At 59.4% G+C, this 16,995-nt stretch carries 9 protein-coding genes; 3 read left to right on the top strand and 6 right to left on the bottom strand.

Features of this window, described 5'->3' with window-relative positions; genetic code table 11:
* Window positions 1–455 precede the first annotated feature (455 nt).
* The 3 genes from KUG85_RS05825 (at window position 456) to KUG85_RS05835 (ending at window position 10,732) form a co-directional block, all read left to right on the top strand.
* Window positions 456–5,903, top strand: coding sequence for a DUF6923 family protein (locus tag KUG85_RS05825; RefSeq protein WP_223004516.1), 5,448 nt, complete (start codon window positions 456–458; stop codon window positions 5,901–5,903).
* Window positions 5,900–9,604: a TonB-dependent receptor gene (locus KUG85_RS05830; RefSeq protein WP_223004517.1), complete on the top strand. Its 3,705-nt coding sequence runs from the start codon at window positions 5,900–5,902 to the stop codon at window positions 9,602–9,604. The genes KUG85_RS05825 and KUG85_RS05830 overlap by 4 nt, the downstream gene beginning before the upstream one ends.
* Window positions 9,605–10,177: 573 nt before the next feature.
* A complete protein-coding gene (locus KUG85_RS05835; protein ID WP_223004518.1) occupies window positions 10,178–10,732 on the top strand; it encodes a helix-turn-helix transcriptional regulator in 555 nt (184 codons plus the stop codon).
* 340 nt (window positions 10,733–11,072) lie between these two features.
* Here the strand turns inward: KUG85_RS05835 and KUG85_RS05840 are convergent, their stop codons facing one another.
* The 6 genes from KUG85_RS05840 to KUG85_RS05865 all read right to left on the bottom strand — a co-directional run bounded on the left by KUG85_RS05840 (window position 11,073) and on the right by KUG85_RS05865 (window position 16,987).
* Window positions 11,073–11,303, bottom strand: coding sequence for a hypothetical protein (locus KUG85_RS05840; protein ID WP_223004519.1), 231 nt, complete (start codon window positions 11,301–11,303; stop codon window positions 11,073–11,075).
* A 268-nt stretch (window positions 11,304–11,571) separates the two neighbouring features.
* Window positions 11,572–11,727: a hypothetical protein gene (locus tag KUG85_RS05845; protein ID WP_223004520.1), complete on the bottom strand. Its 156-nt coding sequence runs from the start codon at window positions 11,725–11,727 to the stop codon at window positions 11,572–11,574.
* A gap of 44 nt (window positions 11,728–11,771) precedes the next feature.
* On the bottom strand, window positions 11,772–13,373 hold the full coding sequence (locus tag KUG85_RS05850) for a hydantoinase B/oxoprolinase family protein (RefSeq protein ID WP_322098559.1): 1,602 nt from the start codon (window positions 13,371–13,373) through the stop codon (window positions 11,772–11,774).
* Window positions 13,351–14,448, bottom strand: a complete 1,098-nt coding sequence (locus KUG85_RS05855; RefSeq protein ID WP_223004522.1) for a M24 family metallopeptidase — start codon at window positions 14,446–14,448, stop codon at window positions 13,351–13,353. The genes KUG85_RS05850 and KUG85_RS05855 overlap by 23 nt, the downstream gene beginning before the upstream one ends.
* A 24-nt stretch (window positions 14,449–14,472) precedes the next feature.
* A complete protein-coding gene (locus KUG85_RS05860) occupies window positions 14,473–15,300 on the bottom strand; it encodes an aspartate/glutamate racemase family protein (RefSeq protein WP_223004523.1) in 828 nt (275 codons plus the stop codon).
* 22 nt (window positions 15,301–15,322) lie between these two features.
* Window positions 15,323–16,987 carry a hydantoinase B/oxoprolinase family protein gene (locus KUG85_RS05865; RefSeq protein ID WP_223004524.1) on the bottom strand — a complete coding sequence of 555 codons (1,665 nt, stop codon included), beginning with the start codon at window positions 16,985–16,987 and terminating at the stop codon, window positions 15,323–15,325.
* Window positions 16,988–16,995 lie beyond the last annotated feature (8 nt).

A 16,995-nucleotide genomic window follows, 5' to 3' on the forward strand; every position in this document is an offset into this window, starting at 1 on the left:
ATCAGCATAACAAAAACCTCAGCAAACTCAATGAGTTGCTGGGGTTTTGTTGTGCCTGAAACAAGCGTGCAAGCCGCTATATTGACCTGCCCCTCTGAGATGTTCCCGATTTTGGGTTAGCCTGTTCCTCAACGAAGGAGCAGGTCAACGGTATATTCACCCAAACATCTCCCTTGTAGATACCTCACCGGAATATTCTGACAGGAACCCTGATTTTCTGAAAGACAGGACGTCTAGTTCTGACGCCCACTCCCGAGGTGATTTGCTCGGGCCAGCTATGAGATGAAGCCGCGGCGAAAGGTTTTCATCTCCAACGCATGCTTTGGTCCCGATCTGTGACACTCGAGGGGGCCATCACTATGCCAAAGCCGTTTTTGCCGACGGGTGAATTGCGCGCGTTCGACGTTCGCTGCAGTGCGCTTATAAGCCGATTACGGCTTTGCCTAGCGGCAGCGATGCTGGTTTTTGCCGGCTGTTTTCTAGTAGCGGGGAGCACCGACGCGCAGGCTCAGTCGCAGCCGGCATTTCCGGGTTGTACCGCCGATACTTATCTGGCGCAGTATTCCAACACCAGGCTGTTCAGCTTCGATACCTCGGTCAATCCGTTCATCGTCAACCCGATCGGGCCCGCCTCGGGGATGACGTATAACGCGATCGGCTTCAATCCTGCTGACAACTATATTTATGGGCTCCGGGGGACCAACCTTCTCAGGATCGGGAGTGACGGCAGTGTACAGGATTTGGGTCCGATTTCCGGACTCCCTTCAGGCTCGATCGCCGGTGAGTTTGGTCCCGGCGGAGCGTATTACGTCGCGCAGGCTTGGCGGATATACAGGATCAACGTCAATACAAGGACGGCAACATACAAGACGCTGAGCCAGCGTGTCGTCGCACACGATCTTGCCTGGCATAATGGGCTTCTTTACACCGCAGCAAACAACAACGGTCCCCTACGCTCCATAGACCCCAACACCGGCACTGTGACCGATATCGGGAATACAGGCGTTTCCAACAGTGGCTTTGGCGGCATGTTCGGGGCACCGAATGGCGTTTTCGGTGCCAGTAATGACGGCGGGTTTTATCAGTTCAATCTGAACACTGGTAAAGCCACGCTCATCTCCGATCTTCAAGGCTCCGGCAACAATGACGGCGCCAAGTGCCCCACGGCTCCATTTGCATATGCTGCCGATCTTGAAATCACCAAGGACAATGGGCGGACAGTCTACACGTCGGGGGACACCGTCTACACAATTACGGTGAACAACAAGGGCCCCTTCGGCGTGCAGGATGCGGTTGTACGAGATCCGTTGCCAACGGGGATCACTGTTGCGAACTGGACCTGTACAGCGACTGGCGGTGCGACCTGCGGTTCATCGTCGGGAACCGCGGCAAATGGCAATGCCATCGATGACGCCCTGATCAGCATTCCGTCGGGCGACAGCGTTGTGTTTTCCCTGACCCTCAACGTGCCCGACTCGCATAGAGGCGCTCTGACCAACACCGTCACTGTCACCAGCCCCTCAGCTTCCCCGGATCCTGACCTGAGCAATAACACAGCCTCCGATACGGACATTTCCCGTCCAGTTCTGACGCTCGAAAAGAATGTGGTGAACGATGACGGCGGGACGCTGACCGCTTCGGATTTCACCCTCAGTGCAAGCGGTCCCTCAAACATTTCCGGCCCAAGCGGTGATGCAGCGGTGACGGATGCGCCCGTCACCGCCGGGACCTACACGCTCGGTGAAGTGGCCGTGTCGGGTTATTCGCCCGGCGATTACAGCTGTGTGGTCAACGGCGGCTCTCCGATTTCGGGCAATACGATAACGCTCGCCGATGGCGACACGGCAGTCTGCACCATCACCAATGACGATGATCCGGCATCGCTCACGCTGCGCAAGACCGTGGTGAACAATGACGGCGGAACGAGCGGGGTCGGGGATTTCACCCTGACGGCTTCGGGCCCCACCAGCATTTCGGGAGCCACCGGCGATCTATCCGTCACAGCCGCACCCGTTGCCGCTGGCAGCTACACGCTCGGCGAGGTTCCGGTCGCCGGGTATTCGGCAGGAACCTATCGCTGCTCGACCAATGGTGGGGCCACGACTGTAAGCAACAGCCTGACCCTCTCCAACGGGGACAGTGCAGTCTGCACCATTACCAATGATGATATCCCTCCGTCGGTGACGATTGCCAAGGCGCTGGTTGGAGAATCCGGTTCCGTACCAAACACCCCTGAAACGGGCGAGACGTTGATCTATGAGATCACGCTCACCAACACCGGCGGCACGGCCTCCAATTATGAAGTTGTCGATATTCTCGACAGCAAGGTCACGTTTTCGTCCGCGGACAATGGCGGCACGCCTTCCGGCAATGAGGTTCGCTGGACGGGATTAACGGTGCCGGCACAGGATGCCGGCACACCCGGCGAACTGGTCTTGACGGTGAGTGTTGTCGTGAATGCGCTCTCGCCCGGCGATGAGGTTGCCAATATTGCAAAGCGTCCGGGCGATCCGGACCCTGCCTGTCCTTCATCGCAATGCGTTGTCATCCCACCGCCGCCCCATATCGAAATCGAAAAAAATCTGACTGGCGAAAGCGGAGGCACGTTGGCCGGCACTGCCGAACCGGGAGAGCGGCTTACCTATGAGATTCTTCTCACCAATCTGGGTAGTGCCACCTCGACCTATGCATTGCGCGATCGCCTCGATGAGAACATGACCTATGTCAGTTCCACCCCGGCAGGCGCTTTTACAGGCGGCGCCCCCAATGGCGGGCAGGTCGACTGGACCAATCTGACCGTTCCTGGCGCCAGCGGTGGCACCCCAGGCACGCTTTCGTTGCAGGTGGTGGTCGATGTTGTCGATCCACTGCCGGCGGGCGTTAACCGCCTCACCAATATCGCCTTCGAGCCCGGCAAGCCGGAGCCAACTTGCCCATCGCCTCAATGTGCTACCGTACCTACGGCAGGCAATGTTTCCATCGTCAAGGCGCTCACGAACGAAAGCGGCGCGGAACTGAATGTTGCCGAACCCGGCGAACAGCTTACCTACGAGATCACGCTCACGAACACAGGTGGGGTCGCCAATAATTTCTCCGTCGATGATGTGCTCAGCCCGCACACCAGTGTCGTCAGTGCCACACCCACTGGTTCACCGAGCGGCGGCAACTACACATGGTCCGGCCTGACGGTCCCTGCACACGACGGCACGAACCCTGGAGAGCTTGTCCTGTCCATCACGGTTGAAGTCGATGATCCGCTACCGGATGGCATCGTGTCTTTGACCAATATTGCCAAGGAGACAGGCACCGTTGATCCAGACTGTCCTTCCGATCAGTGCGTGACGTTGCCGGCAGCGCCGAAGGTTTCCATGCGCAAGGCCCTGACGGGTGAAAGCGGCAGTCTGCCGAATACCGCGGAAGCGGGCGAGCGACTCACCTACACGATCACCCTGACCAATCAGGGTGGCGAAGCGACCAATTTCGCGGTCGAAGACTACTTTGATCCAAACACGCTCTTCGTCAATGCAAGCAATGGCGGCCAGTTATCCGGCGATCATATTGCCTGGTCCGGTCTTACCGTTCCGGCACATGATGGTGCCAATCCCGGACAACTTGTTCTGACCGTGGATGTAGATGTGGCCGATCCGCTGCCAAGCGGTGTTCCCAGCGTTTCCAACATCATCAAGAAGCCCGGCGACCCCGATCCTGTCTGTCCATCCTTCCACTGCGCCGTGACACCCGCCGAGGGCTCTGTCACGATTTCCAAGGCACTCACTGGTGAAACCGGCACACAGGCCGGGGTGGCAGAGGCAGGTGAAACGCTCACCTACACCATAACGCTCACGAACAGCGGAGGAGAAGCGACCGGCTACTCCGTTCAGGACAGGCTCGATCCCAACACAACCTTTGTTTTCGCATCGCACGGTGGTGCCGACAACGGGACAACGATCGACTGGAGCGGCCTGACGGTTCCCGCTTATTCGGGAGGTACGCCAGGTACGCTTGTGCTGACTGCAGAGGTTCTGGTGGCCGACCCGTTGCCGGCCGGTGCTTCTCAGATCGCCAATATTGCGAAAACGCCGGGTGATCCGGACCCTGTCTGTCCCTCAGAACAATGTGTCGTCACCCCATTGGAGAACAAGGTGACGATCATCAAGGCGCTGGTCGCGGAGGACGGCGTCGCTGCCGGCCTGGCTGAACCTGGCGAAACGCTCACCTATGAAATCACTCTCTCAAATGACGGTGGCCTGGCAAGCAACTACGCGGTCCAGGACGTGCTCGATCCTAACACTGTCTTCGTTTCGGCCACCCATGGCGGCGTCGACAACACGACATCCATCGACTGGAGCGGTCTCACCGTTCCTGCCCATGACGGTTCGAGCCCGGGAACGCTCGTTCTCACGGCGGAAGTTCGTGTTGCCAACCCGCTGCCGGCGGGCGTGACCGAACTCAGGAACATCGCCAAGGAACCGGGCTCACCGGATCCCGCCTGTCCCTCAAGCCAGTGCGTTGTAACGACGGCACAGGATGCCCGGCTCGTACTGTCCAAGACTGGGATATATGAGGACACCGATGGCGACGGTGTTGCCAGTGTCGGTGACCTGATCCGCTATACCTTCACCGTTCGCAATGACGGCAATGTCGAACTTCAGGATGTTGTCCCGGTCGACAATGGTCCGACATTTTCGGGCAGGGCGGGCGCTGGAACCCTGTCCGATTTCACGCCGCGACAGGCCATCCTGTCTCCGGGGGGCGAGCAGGTCTTTACCGCCACCTATTCCCTGACGGGGTCGGATATCGATCTGGCTGCCGGCGTGCACGATGCGGTGGAGAACAAGGCGGTTGCACGCGGTTATGCCAATGGCAATGTCGTGAGCGGTCAGCCGGTGGACTCCAATGAAAGCGCCTCCCTCCTGGCCTTGCCCGCAGCCACCAGCAATGTCTCGGTGGAGAAGATTGCGCTGCTGCACAGCATCCGTCGGGGCGAGCAAGCTCCGTTCGTGATCCGGCTGGCCAATCATTCCGGCTCGATGGTCACAGGCCTCACCGTAACCGACACACTTCCGTCGGGTTTTCGCTATGTCGCAGGTTCGGCGAGCATCAATGGCGCCAAGGTAACGCCCGTGGTGGGCGGCCACACGGTGCGCTTCGAGAACATCTCGCTTGCCGGCCACCAGACGGTTGAGTTCCGTCTGAGCATGCTGGCGCTCAGCTCAGCGGGGCCGGGCAAGCACACCAACTCTGCCTCGGTCACCGATGCCGGCGGGACGCGGCTTGCGCCGGTTGCAAAGGCCGTGGTCGAAATTCTGGTGGAGCCGGTGTTCGACTGCGGTGACGTCATCGGCAAGGTGTTCGACGACGTCAATCGCAATGGCTATCAGGATGAGGGCGAGCCGGGCCTGCCGGGCGTGCGGATCGCCACGGTCAAGGGCTGGCTTGTCACCACCGACCAGCATGGCCGTTTCCATGTCGCCTGCGCCATGCTGCCGGACCAGCGTATCGGCTCGAACTTCATCATGAAGCTCGACACCCGGACGCTGCCGACGGGCTATCGCTTGACGACGGAGAACCCGCGCGTGGTGCGGCTCACCGCCGGCAAGATGACGAAGCTCAACTTCGGGGCCTCGATCGGGCGCGTGGTGCGGCTCGACCTCAAGGATGAGGCGTTCGAACCGGGTGGGACTGACCTTGCACGGCAGTGGGCGCAAGGCGTGAACCGGCTGATCGGTGTGTTGCGCACGGAAGAATCAGTTCTGCGCCTCAGCTACATCGATGCAAACGCAGATCTGGAGCTGGCCAGGGCGCGGGTGAACGCGTTGCAAGCCCTGATCGAGCGCCACTGGCGCGCGGAAGGCGCAAACTATCGGCTTGAAATCGAGACGCGTGTGGAGGTGGGACAATGAGCGCTATCATTCGTTTGAAGCGGGTCTCCATGCGGCTCTTTGGCAACCGGACTCTCCTTCTCGCAGGAACGGCGCTGATCGGTGCTGCGGCTCTGCCGGCAATGGCCAGTGCCAATGACGGTCCAGGGGCCGGCACTCTGCCGATCGCAGAGAACACCGAACGTGAAACCACGGCTGACGAGGGCTCGATACCCTTCTCCATCAGTGTTGACGGCGAGACTGTCGAGCGTGAGCAGCGGCTGCCGGGTGCCAGTGCGTCGCCGTCGGTCACAGCTAAACCGGTCGACCGGCAACGTCGTGCGGATGTCGATCTTCAGGCTGTTGACATTCAGATCAAGTTTGACGGACTTGAGGCCGAGCCGTTGCTTAATGTGGCCACCGCATCGCGTCGCAGCCGGTTCCGGCCTGGAGAGACGGTGCGTTTTCGCGCTTCAAGCAATTATCCGGGCTTCATCGAGCGCGCCGAAATCCGCATTCGCACGCTGGATTCCGGGCGGGCGAAAACAAGGCCCCTTGCCGTGATACCCGTCAAGGCCAATGGTGAAGCACAATGGTCGATGCCGACGAGCGGCGATGAGGCCGATTTCAGCTACGTGCTCAGGGTCTATGACAGCCGCGGACGTTCTGACGAGACGGAAGCGCTGCCATTGTCGCGCAGCGACAGGAATGTCAGGCTGAAAGCCGAGGCCACGGCACCCGGTTTCGGCGAGGACCGTACGGCCGTGCGCAACATTCCGGTGCGCGGTGGCGTGGTCACCGTCTATGGCCGGAATGTTCCGGCCGGTTATGGGGTCGAGGCGTTTGGCGAGGCAATCCCGGTCGATCCGAACCGGACGTTCGTCGTGAACCGCATTCTGCCGCCGGGCGATCATGATGTGAATGTCTCGTTGAATGGAGGAGGGAAGAGCGGCGGTCTACATTTCAACCGTGCGATCAACATTCCCGACAATGAGTGGTTTTATGTCGGCCTGGCGGATCTCACCATCGGCAAGCGCATGGGAGATGACGATATCGAAGCCGTGCGGCCTGGCGAATATGACAATGTCTATTCGAAGGGACGGCTGGCCTTCTACCTCAAGGGAAAGATCAAGGGCGAGTATCTGCTGACGGCGGCAGCCGACACCGGCGAAGACGACATAGAGAACATGTTCCGCGATCTAGATGGCAAGGATCCACGGCAGCTTTTACGACGGCTCGACCCGGACGATTACTACCCGGTCTATGGCGACGATTCGACCCTGGTGGAAGACGCGCCCACGAAGGGGAAATTCTATGTCAGGCTCGAGCGTGGCGACAGCCATGTCATGTGGGGCAACTACAAGACCAGCATTACCGGAACAGAGTTTTTGAGGGCCGAGCGCGGGCTCTATGGCGCCAATGCGGTCTACCGCTCGGAAGACAGCACCACCTTCGGAGAACGGCGCACCGAGGTGACGCTCTATGCTGCCCAGCCCAACACGCTGCCGCAGCGGGAGGCCTTTCTCGCCACCGGCGGCTCGGCCTATTTCCTGAAACGCCAGGACATTGTCGAGGGCTCAGAAACGGTCACCGTCGAAATTCGCGATGCGGTTACCGGCCGCATCGTCGAGCGCCGCGCGCTGCAGTTCGGACAGGATTACCGCATTGATTACATGCAGGGCGTCATCATCCTGCATCGGCCGCTCTCCTCCTCCACGGGAACCGATGCTCCGGTTCGAAACGGGGCGCTCGGCGGCAACAAGGTCTATCTGACAGCGCAATATGAGTTCGAGCCGGTGGCCGGGGATGTGGACGGCTATGTCTATGGCGGTCGCGCCCAGCACTGGGTGAACGACAGGGTTCGTGTCGGCGTGACCGGGATGAATGAAACGACCGGGCTTGCCGATCAGCAGGCGCTCGGCGCGGACATCGAGCTGCGTCATTCAGAAACCACCTTTCTTGAAGCGGAAATGGCGCATTCCAAAGGTCCCGGCTTTGGCTCTTCACGCTCGACGGATGGTGGACTGACCTCCAGTGATTTCGGCACGGCAGGCAGCCGTGATCGCTCGGCCATGGCCTGGCGGGTGCGCGGTCAGGTCGATCTGGAAGACATCGAAAGCGCCGGCATGAAGGGAACGCTCGGCGGCTACTACGAGGAAAAGCAGGCCGGCTTCTCCACGCTTTACGACGAGGTGAATGTCGACAAGCGGATATGGGGTGCGCATGCCGATCTTACCTTGAACGACCGGGTTGGGCTGAAGCTCGCCTATGACGATTTCCGCGACGATGATGGCCAGATCAAGCGCGACGGCACGTCCTCGATTGCCTGGCAGGTGGATGAATACTGGAAGGTCTCCTTCGGTGTTTCCTACACCGAGCTCATGTCGCCACGCGCCATTTCGGCAGGCAAAAGCGGCTATAATGGCTCCCGTCTCGATGCCGGTATCCGCGTTGACCATCGCTTTGACGACGATCATCTTGTTTATGTGTTCGGGCAGGCGACGCTGGAGCGCTCAGGCGACATTGACCGCAACGACCGCATCGGTATCGGTGCGGAGGTTCAGCTGACGGAAACGGTCGGTGCTGCCGCAGAGCTCTCCTACGGCACCCACGGGCTCGGCGCTCTCGCCGCCCTCAACTACGACCCCAATGACGATGAGCACTACTATATCGGCTACAGGCTCGATCCTGACCGTGCCTTCGATCTCAATCGCAGTCATGATCTTGTCGGTTCCGACAGGGGAGCCATCGTGGCCGGCATGCGCCGGCGCATGGACGACATGGCCTCGGCCTATGCCGAAAGCAGCTACGACATGTTTGGCAAACGTCGCGCGCTCACCCAGACCTATGGCGTGATTTACACGCCCGACGACGTGTGGACGGTGGATGCCGGGTTCGAGGCTGGCCGGGTGCGCGACGACACGATCGACCCGGGGACCGGCCTTCAGCGTTCCGACTTTGACCGTTACGCGCCATCACTGGCCGTGGCCTACAAGGATGAAGAAGCTGGCATCACCGCGCGGGTCCGTGGCGAGGTTCGCATCGAGGATTCCGACGATGGCACACGCGACCAGAATACATATCTGTTCGCTGCGGGCGTTTCCTGGAAGACCAGTGAGAACTGGCGCCTGATGGCCAATATCGACGCGGTCCTTTCCGACACACGCTCGACGGTGACTTCGTTCAAGGATACCGACTATGTGGAGGCGTCGCTGGGCTACGCCTATCGACCGGTCGATCATGACCGGCTCAACGCGCTGTTCAAATACACCTGGCTCTACGACATGCCCGGCAACAACCAGCTTGTCAGCGGCGCTACGGGCGATGCCTATGCGCCAGCCCAGCGCAGCCACATTCTGTCTGCCGACGTGACCTATGACCTGGTGCCCTGGCTATCCATCGGCGGCAAATACGGCTTCCGATATGGCGAGGTGAAATACCGCACTGCAAGCGGTTCGGGCACGGGTTTCGAGCAGAACTGGCAGCGCTCTTCGGCGCATCTTGGCATCCTGCGGGCTGATCTGCACGTGATCAGGAAATGGGATCTTCTGCTTGAGGGCAGGGTGTTGCACATGCCCGAGGCCGACACCACCGACTTCGGTGCGCTGACGGCACTCTACCGCCATGTCGGAAACAACTTCAAAGTGGGTGTGGGTTACAATTTCGGGCGTTTCTCCGACGACCTGAGAGACCTTACGCTCGACGATCAGGGCGTGTTTTTGAACGTGGTCGGCAAGTTCTGAGTAGAGGATCGCTAAGATACCGTGATGCTCTTTCCATGAATATGGCTCGCCATGTTGGCTTGGTGGAGTCCTGGAGGAATGTTTCAACCTGTGGCTGGTCGCATCCCGATCACCCCTGCGGATAGGTTCGCTTCAGGCGACGTTTGAGGAATCGCAGGGCCATCTTGTCATGAAGAAACGGACCCGGGCTCCCAGCTTTGAAGCAGGCGTGACTTGAATATACGTGACAATCTCCTAGTCGAGCACAGTCGTTCGACAGTGTCTAGCAGACGTTCCGATACCCTCTTTTCCTTCATTCCGGATTTGCAGCAACGCAAGCGGGTTGCGACGCCAAACGGGGGTGTCACCCATTCCGTTCGGGAAGCGGGCGAACTGTCGATAACCGCCGAAAGCCACTATATTACAGTCTTCCTTCGTCCTGTCGCCGAGGTGTGTACAACCGTCGGGAGTGACCGCCTCGAAGAAATTAACGTGCCTGTCGGAGCGGTCGGGGTGGCCCCAGCGGGGAGTAATGGAAGGACGATCTGGCCGGGTCCCCGAGAGACCGTTGCCGTTGTCATCCCACCGGAAAGATTGGCAGAACTCGCCGAACAAGAGTGCCGGGGCGGCATCACGGACATAAGGTTCACACCCGCTGTATCATCGGACCGATGGGCCTTGCAGGTGGCTCAGATATTCCGGGATGAGCTGATCAGCGGGAGCAGCGTCAACGAACTTTATGTTGACTCGTTGATCACGGTGTTCGGCATACATTTGCTGCGTAAATATGGGAATGCTGAACCCGCCAGAGGCCAGGGAGGAGGGAGGCTCTCGAGCCGAAACGAAGTCAGGATCCGGGAATTCCTGTCGGAGAACTTCAGGCAGAAGTTGAGCGTTGCCGATCTGGCAGGTGAATGCGGCCTGTCACAAGGCCATTTTATTGTTGCCTTCACAAATACGTTTGGTGAGCGTCCACACCAGTATCTGATCAAGCGCAGACTTGATCATGCTCAGCGCCTGCTTCGGGAGAGCGACATGCCGATAGCGGAGATTGCTTTACTCTGCGGTTTCTCCAGCCAAAGCCATCTCACGGCGTCAATGAAGAAAGACCGAGGTATCACGCCGAGACAGGTGCGGTCAGGAGGTTGATCTGACGGTAGTGGGGCATTTCCTATCTGCATCACTTGGCTGTTTTGGTGTAGATTGGGTGAGTGAACTTACAGCTACTGTGAGTTATATATGCTTATTGAAAGGTCCTAACGCGCACATGCGACTGGGAGGGGACCGGCGGCTTCTGAAGAGCAAGGCCAAGAACGCAGACTTACGTGTTAGGGGGAGTGTGCTATCGGGGTGCACGCCTGCTCGGCACTGATTCCTCAGACCGGTGAATGTGGACCGCTTTTGGACGCTGGCCCACGAAGGTTGGACGGTTAATTCTGGGGCGCGAAGCAGTCGTTCTGCGTGGTTGCCAAATGTTTAGATCGCGGGATTAACAACTGCCAGACCCTGTGGTGCTGGTTAGCACTGTGGCTGCGACTTCAATTGAAAGCCATTGTTCATTGTCTAAGATCGCCTGATCCATGGCGGAGATCATTTCGTCATCAACATTTTGATGAACGAGGAAGTCACGTACTCGTGTCAATTGATCGTGCATCCATAGGACAAACTCGGCATCGTCGATGTCTTCGAGAGACAGATTTTTTGGTTTCTCGTCGGTCATGGAACATCCCCGCTATTCATATGCTTATACAAAGCATCGTAGCTCTGTTCGGTTACGACGGTTGCGTGCCCCCGCAACCAAACGACACAAAAAAACCCCAGCAAACTCAATGAGTTGCTGGGGTTTTGTTGTTTTTGATGCCTTTCCAAGGGCTTGCCGTTCCGTCCACGCCAGGATCTGATCCAGTTCGCCGTGAAGCGTCGCATCAATCTCGCCACGTCCTGGACCGGGAGTGAGCACGATCTTGTCGATCAGCAGCCGCAAAGCCTCAGCCGCTTCCTGTCGCTCGCCAGGTCAGCGAGAACCGTATCCACCAGTCAAGACGTGCCGACATCGAGACCGAGCGCAGAACCACGACCACCGGCGCGGCATTTGCCGATGTGTCCGCCGCCCGTGCAGGCGTGACCTCTGACGCCAACGGCAACGACTTGCCGCTCCGCTTTTTTCCACGCCGCAATTGCCAGCACCCTAGTTCGAGGTGCTGCCCCAGCCACCACCGTTGGCGGTCTGTACGATGATCTCATCGCCTGGACTAATTTCGACACCACTGGCAAAGGCATAGTCCTCCCGCCGACCACCGGCGCGGACCACTGAGAGCCCGTTGGTGCCTCCGCTTGCGCCCCCGTTCGATCCCCAAACCGGCACGCGGTTGCGGCTGTAGCCAGCCGAAAGCACAGTTCTGCCGCGTGGCCGGTAGCTTACCGACAAACCACGTCCGCCAGAATGCCTGCCCCCGCCCGTGTCGCTGTCATTCAGCTTCTTGTAACCGACATCGATGCCGTAGCGGGCCTCGCAGATCTCGACTGGGCAATTGTAGGTTTCGCCATGACTACAGGAATACATGGCATCCAACCCGTCGCGTTCTGCCGTTGCGCCCCAGCCGCCCATTTGGGGCTCCACCATGGTGAAGCGCCGCCCCGTGTCGGGGTGGTTGCCGGCAATCACCGTACCGCAAATCGATGCGAAATGCCCGGCAGGCAAACGCTCCGGCAAGGCCTTCGCCATGCAGCGCCACAGCATGTCATAGAGACGAATGCGGGTCTCGAAATAGTAGCCATGCGGCGCATCGCCCTCCGCATGGAAAATCGTTCCCGGCTCGGTGATCACCTCCAGAGGGCGGAAGGAGCCCGCATTGGCAAATAGGGTCGGGTCGGCCAAGGCTTTGAAGATCATCTGCGCGGAAATGATCGCCCCGTCACGGCTGGTGTTGTAGGGCGCAGCACGCTGAGCGGGATTCCCGCGCAGATCAACGAGAAACTGCTCGGGCGTGACCGTGATAGTGGCCTTCCAGACCGCGCCGTCATCCTGTTCTTCCTCGATGCTGTAGCTGCCCTCGGGAAGTGTAGACAGCCCGGAAAGTCCCCGCCGTTCTCCTTCCTTAAACAGATCGACCAGCGCCGCGCGGCAAGTGTCCAGCCCATAGCTTTCGACCAACTGGCGAATACGCGCTTCCGCCTTGCGGCTGGCGGCCACCTGCGCCCATAGGTCACCACGCACAAAGTCCGGCAGGCGTGAGTTGGCGGCGATGATCTCAAAGACTGATCGCACCTCTTCCCCGCCGTCAAACAGACGCACCGCCGGAAGGCGCAAACCCTCTTGATAGATCTCGGTGACATCCACGGCCATCGAGCCTGGCGTCTTGCCGCCGATATCATTCCAGTGAGCGATGGAGGCTGTCCATGCAAAAAGCTCTCCGTCCGCAAATACCGGTTGGGCGATCACCACATCATTGAGATGCGTCACGCCGCCGAAATAGGGATCATTGGTGACGAACATGTCGCCATCGCGGATATTCTCGAAGCCAGTCAGTTCGATGATGCGCTTCACCGCCTTGTCGAGCACCCCCACGAAGGTAGGAATGCCTGCTCCCGAACTCACCAACTCGCCACGGGCATCGGTGATGCCGGTGCCGACATCCAGAACCTCATAGATAATGGGGCTCATGGCCGTGCGCTGGAGGACAGCAAACATTTCGTCCGCTGCTGCCGTCAAGCTGGCCTGAATTACCGATGCGGTGATGGGGTCAATCTCCTCCCGTTCCATCACTTCAGACCTCCGCCACGTGAACATCGCGCGGAAGAGAGGACAGGATTTCCGGTCCGTGTGCGCGCAAAATGACGATCTCCTCAAGCCGGATGCCGAAACGGCCGGGCAGATAAATGCCGGGTTCGATGGAGAAGACCATGCCTTCTTCCAGAACCGTCTCCGAAGTAGCGGTGATGTAAGGCGGCTCATGGCCATCGATGCCAAGACCATGGCCGGTGCGGTGAACAAAATACTCGCCATAGCCCGCATCGGTGATCACCTTGCGCGCTGCCGCATCTACATCCTTCGCCTTCACACCGGGGCGGGCTGCCGCCATGGCCGCGCGGACGGCATTTTCAACGATGGTGTGGATCTGCCCATAGCCTTCGGGCGGGCGGCCCACCACGGCCATACGGGTGATATCGCTCGGAAAGCCCTGCTTGCGCGCACCGATATCGATGACAATTGCATCGCCTTCCTGAAGCTTGCGGTCACCCGTCTGATGATGCGGGAACGCGCCATTGGCCGCGCTGCCGACAATGGAGAACTGCGTGACGGCTCCCGCGGAGGCAAAGTACGCGCGGATGACACCCGCCAGTTCCTTCTCACTCATGCCGGGCTTGATGGCAGCAAAGGCTTTCTGCATCGCATCATCAGCGATGCCGGCATTCATTTTGATAAGGCTGTACTCATCCTCATCCTTGCGCATCCGCAGAGCGCCGACCGTTTCGGCCGTGAAGGCATGGCGGGGCTGGGGCAGTGCACCCAGAAGCAGAAGCGCAAAATCAGCGCGCATCGTTTCATCCAGCACCACAGATTTGGCATTCTTGGCGGAGATCGCAGAAAGCGCCGCCTCCATCGCCGTGTCCGGCCCTTCATCATCGCTCCAGCAATGGAAGGAGATATCGGTGTCCTCGCGCGTTCCCTCGGCGTTGAGCGCCGGCATCAGGAAGGTCTCGCCCGCCTGCGAAACCAGCAGCAGGCAGGGGCGTTCATCGGGATGCGGGTGAAAACCAAGCAGCCATTGCATGTGAGAGCCCGGCCCGAGCGCCACCAGATCGGTTTCGGTTTCCCGCATTCTAGCCCTGAGATTCTCAAGGCGCTTGGCGACATCGCTCATATGATTCTCTCCTGTGATTTTGGGTCAGGCGGCGCTTCGGGCCGGATCAGCGGCCTGCACCACAATCCTGTTTCCGAAGGCATCGCCTTCATCAAACCCGCCAATGCGGGCTATTTCGTCTTCGGGTGGTGCCTCGCAAGACCAGCGCCGGCTGGGCTTCCATCCGCATTGCTTTTTGAGGATCGCTGCATGTTCGGCACGTTTGAGCGCAGCGATGGAAGGATCGATCACCGGAACACCGAGGCGTTTTTCAAGATCTCGATAAAAACCCACCTCCATGGTGCAACCAAGAATAATGGCCTCGGCAAACTCCTCCTCGACCGCCTTTCGGCCTGCTTCCACAAGGCGCCGCTCGGTCTCTGAGTGGTCCAACTGAAACTCGGTCACGCCCAGTTCCACGTGATAGAAGCCTGAAAGTCGGTGACCATGACCGTGCTCACGCACTGTGGCACCCATCTGGTTCACCCATTTGCGCCGTCCGACGATCACACCGAACCGATTGGCGAGACTGGCCGCAATCTCGCATGAAGAGACACAAGGAGCGGTCACCACCATATCACCTGAAATCTCTCGGGCATCGTGCAGCGCTGTGTCGTAGAAACAACCGATCGCGAAGGCATCGAACCCTTCCCGCGCTGCCTGACGCGCGGCACGTATGATGCCGCGCGTGACCATCGCTTCGTAAGAACGGAATTCGATATGGCTGAAGCGGCCCTCGGTTTCCGGCATGGAGGTGATATGCACCTCCGTATCGGGCAATTTATGATCGAGCGCCATCTGGGCAAAAATCTCGTCATGCCCATGCGAAGCCGCAACCGGACTGAAATACATCACCTTTAACGGTTCCATCATCAGCTCCTCCTCCCCGAGGGGATTATCCCGCAAATCCGTAGATCTCCCGCGCCCGCTCCGCTGTCACATAGCCGTTGCGGATGTCGTCGCGGATGGCTTCAGGGTCGCGCGCCTTCGGGTCGCCGTAACCGCCGCCGGTACCGGTGCGGATGGAGATGACATCATCCTTGTTCACCGTCAGCCCCGATACGAAGGCATAGCTTTCAGTTGATCCATCGCGGCGCAGCACCTCCACATGGTTGGGTGATCCCTCCCGTCCCCCGTCCAGCGCCCAGGGCAGAACCTTGGCGCGGGTGTAGCCGGCGGTTAGAAATGAGCCATCGACGCGGATGCGGTAGTCAAGGCGAATGCCATGGCCGCCAGTCCATTGCCCCTCGCCGCCACCGGGGATGTTCAACTCCATGCGGTCAACGATCAGCCCGTTGCGCGCCTCCGAGATTTCGGCAGGGCAATTATAGGTCTCGCCATGGAAGCCGGAGAAGATGGCGCTGTTGCCATCCCGGCCTTTGCTGGCGCCCCAGCCGCCAATCTGCGGTTCGATGATCGTATAATGACGCCCTGTATCGGGATGGATGCCGCCGATGAAGGTGCCGCAAATGGATGAGAAATGCCCGGAAGCAAGACGATCCGGCGCATGCTGGGCAAGGCAGCGCCACAGGAGATCGTAAACGCGTACCTCCGTCTCGAAATAGAAGCCGATGGCCGAAGGTTCGCGCGCGTGGAACACCGAGCCCTCGCGCGTCAAAAGCCTGAGCGGGCGGAAGGAACCGTCGTTACAGGGCGAATAGGGATCGGTCAGCGATTTGAAGATCATCTGCGCACAGACCATCACGCCATCGCGGCTGGTGTTGGTCGGCCCATCGTCCTGATCGGGATTGTCGCGCAGATCCACCAGGAATTCCGTATCCGAGATGGTTATCTTCACATTGTAGATGCGCCCATCATCCTGCTCCTCGGACAACTCGAATGTGCCATGCGGCAGCTTGTTCAGTTCGCGCAGCGAAACCTTCTCACCGAAATCCATGAAGGCATCGACGGCTTTCTCAAAGATCTCGACACCGTATTTCTCGGCCGTTTCGCGCAGGCGCGTCTCGCCGATGCGCACCGAAGCGATGGCCGCCCACACATCGCCCTCCAGAAAGTCCGGCATGCGCGAGTTGGCCTTCATGATCTCAAAGACCGGCTTGATGGGCTTGCCTTTAGAGACAATCTTGATCGCCGGAAGACGAAGGCCCTCCTGATAGATTTCTGTCGCGTCTGCTGAAAGCGAACCCGGCGACTTGCCGCCAATATCGGAATTGTGGGCAATATTGGCAGTCCAGGCGATGATCCGGCCATCGGCGAAGACAGGCATCGCCACGACAATGTCGTTGAGATGGGTAACGCCGCCATAATAGGGGTCATTGGTGGTGAAGACGTCACCCGGCTCGATCTCGCCCGGCTTGTTGAATTTCTCGACGATCACCTGCACGGCCTTATCGAGCACCCCGATAAAGGCCGGGATGCCTGCGCCGGAGCTGGCAAGGCGACCCTTGGCATCCATGATGCCGGTGCCCATGTCGAGCACCTCATAGATGATCGAGCTCATCGCCGTCTTGCGCATCGCCGCAAACATCTCGTCGGCGGTCGCTTGTAGTGAGTTCTGGATGATCTCCAGCGTGATGGGGTCCGCGGTGCTGTTGCTCATGTCGCCTG

This window comes from Nitratireductor rhodophyticola, assembly GCF_019891355.1.
In the GTDB taxonomy this organism is placed as follows: domain Bacteria; phylum Pseudomonadota; class Alphaproteobacteria; order Rhizobiales; family Rhizobiaceae; genus Nitratireductor; species Nitratireductor rhodophyticola.

What these genes read in the sequence shown, in the direction of transcription:
- KUG85_RS05825 (WP_223004516.1), top strand. Translation starts at nt 456, where the DNA reads ATGCTGGTTTTTGCCGGCTGTTTTCTAGTAGCGGGGAGCACCGACGCG.
- KUG85_RS05830 (WP_223004517.1), top strand. Translation starts at nt 5,900, where the DNA reads ATGAGCGCTATCATTCGTTTGAAGCGGGTCTCCATGCGGCTCTTTGGC.
- KUG85_RS05840 (WP_223004519.1), bottom strand. Translation starts at nt 11,303, where the DNA reads ATGACCGACGAGAAACCAAAAAATCTGTCTCTCGAAGACATCGACGAT.
- KUG85_RS05850 (WP_322098559.1), bottom strand. Translation starts at nt 13,373, where the DNA reads ATGTTCACGTGGCGGAGGTCTGAAGTGATGGAACGGGAGGAGATTGAC.
- KUG85_RS05855 (WP_223004522.1), bottom strand. Translation starts at nt 14,448, where the DNA reads ATGAGCGATGTCGCCAAGCGCCTTGAGAATCTCAGGGCTAGAATGCGG.
- KUG85_RS05860 (WP_223004523.1), bottom strand. Translation starts at nt 15,300, where the DNA reads ATGATGGAACCGTTAAAGGTGATGTATTTCAGTCCGGTTGCGGCTTCG.
- KUG85_RS05865 (WP_223004524.1), bottom strand. Translation starts at nt 16,987, where the DNA reads ATGAGCAACAGCACCGCGGACCCCATCACGCTGGAGATCATCCAGAAC.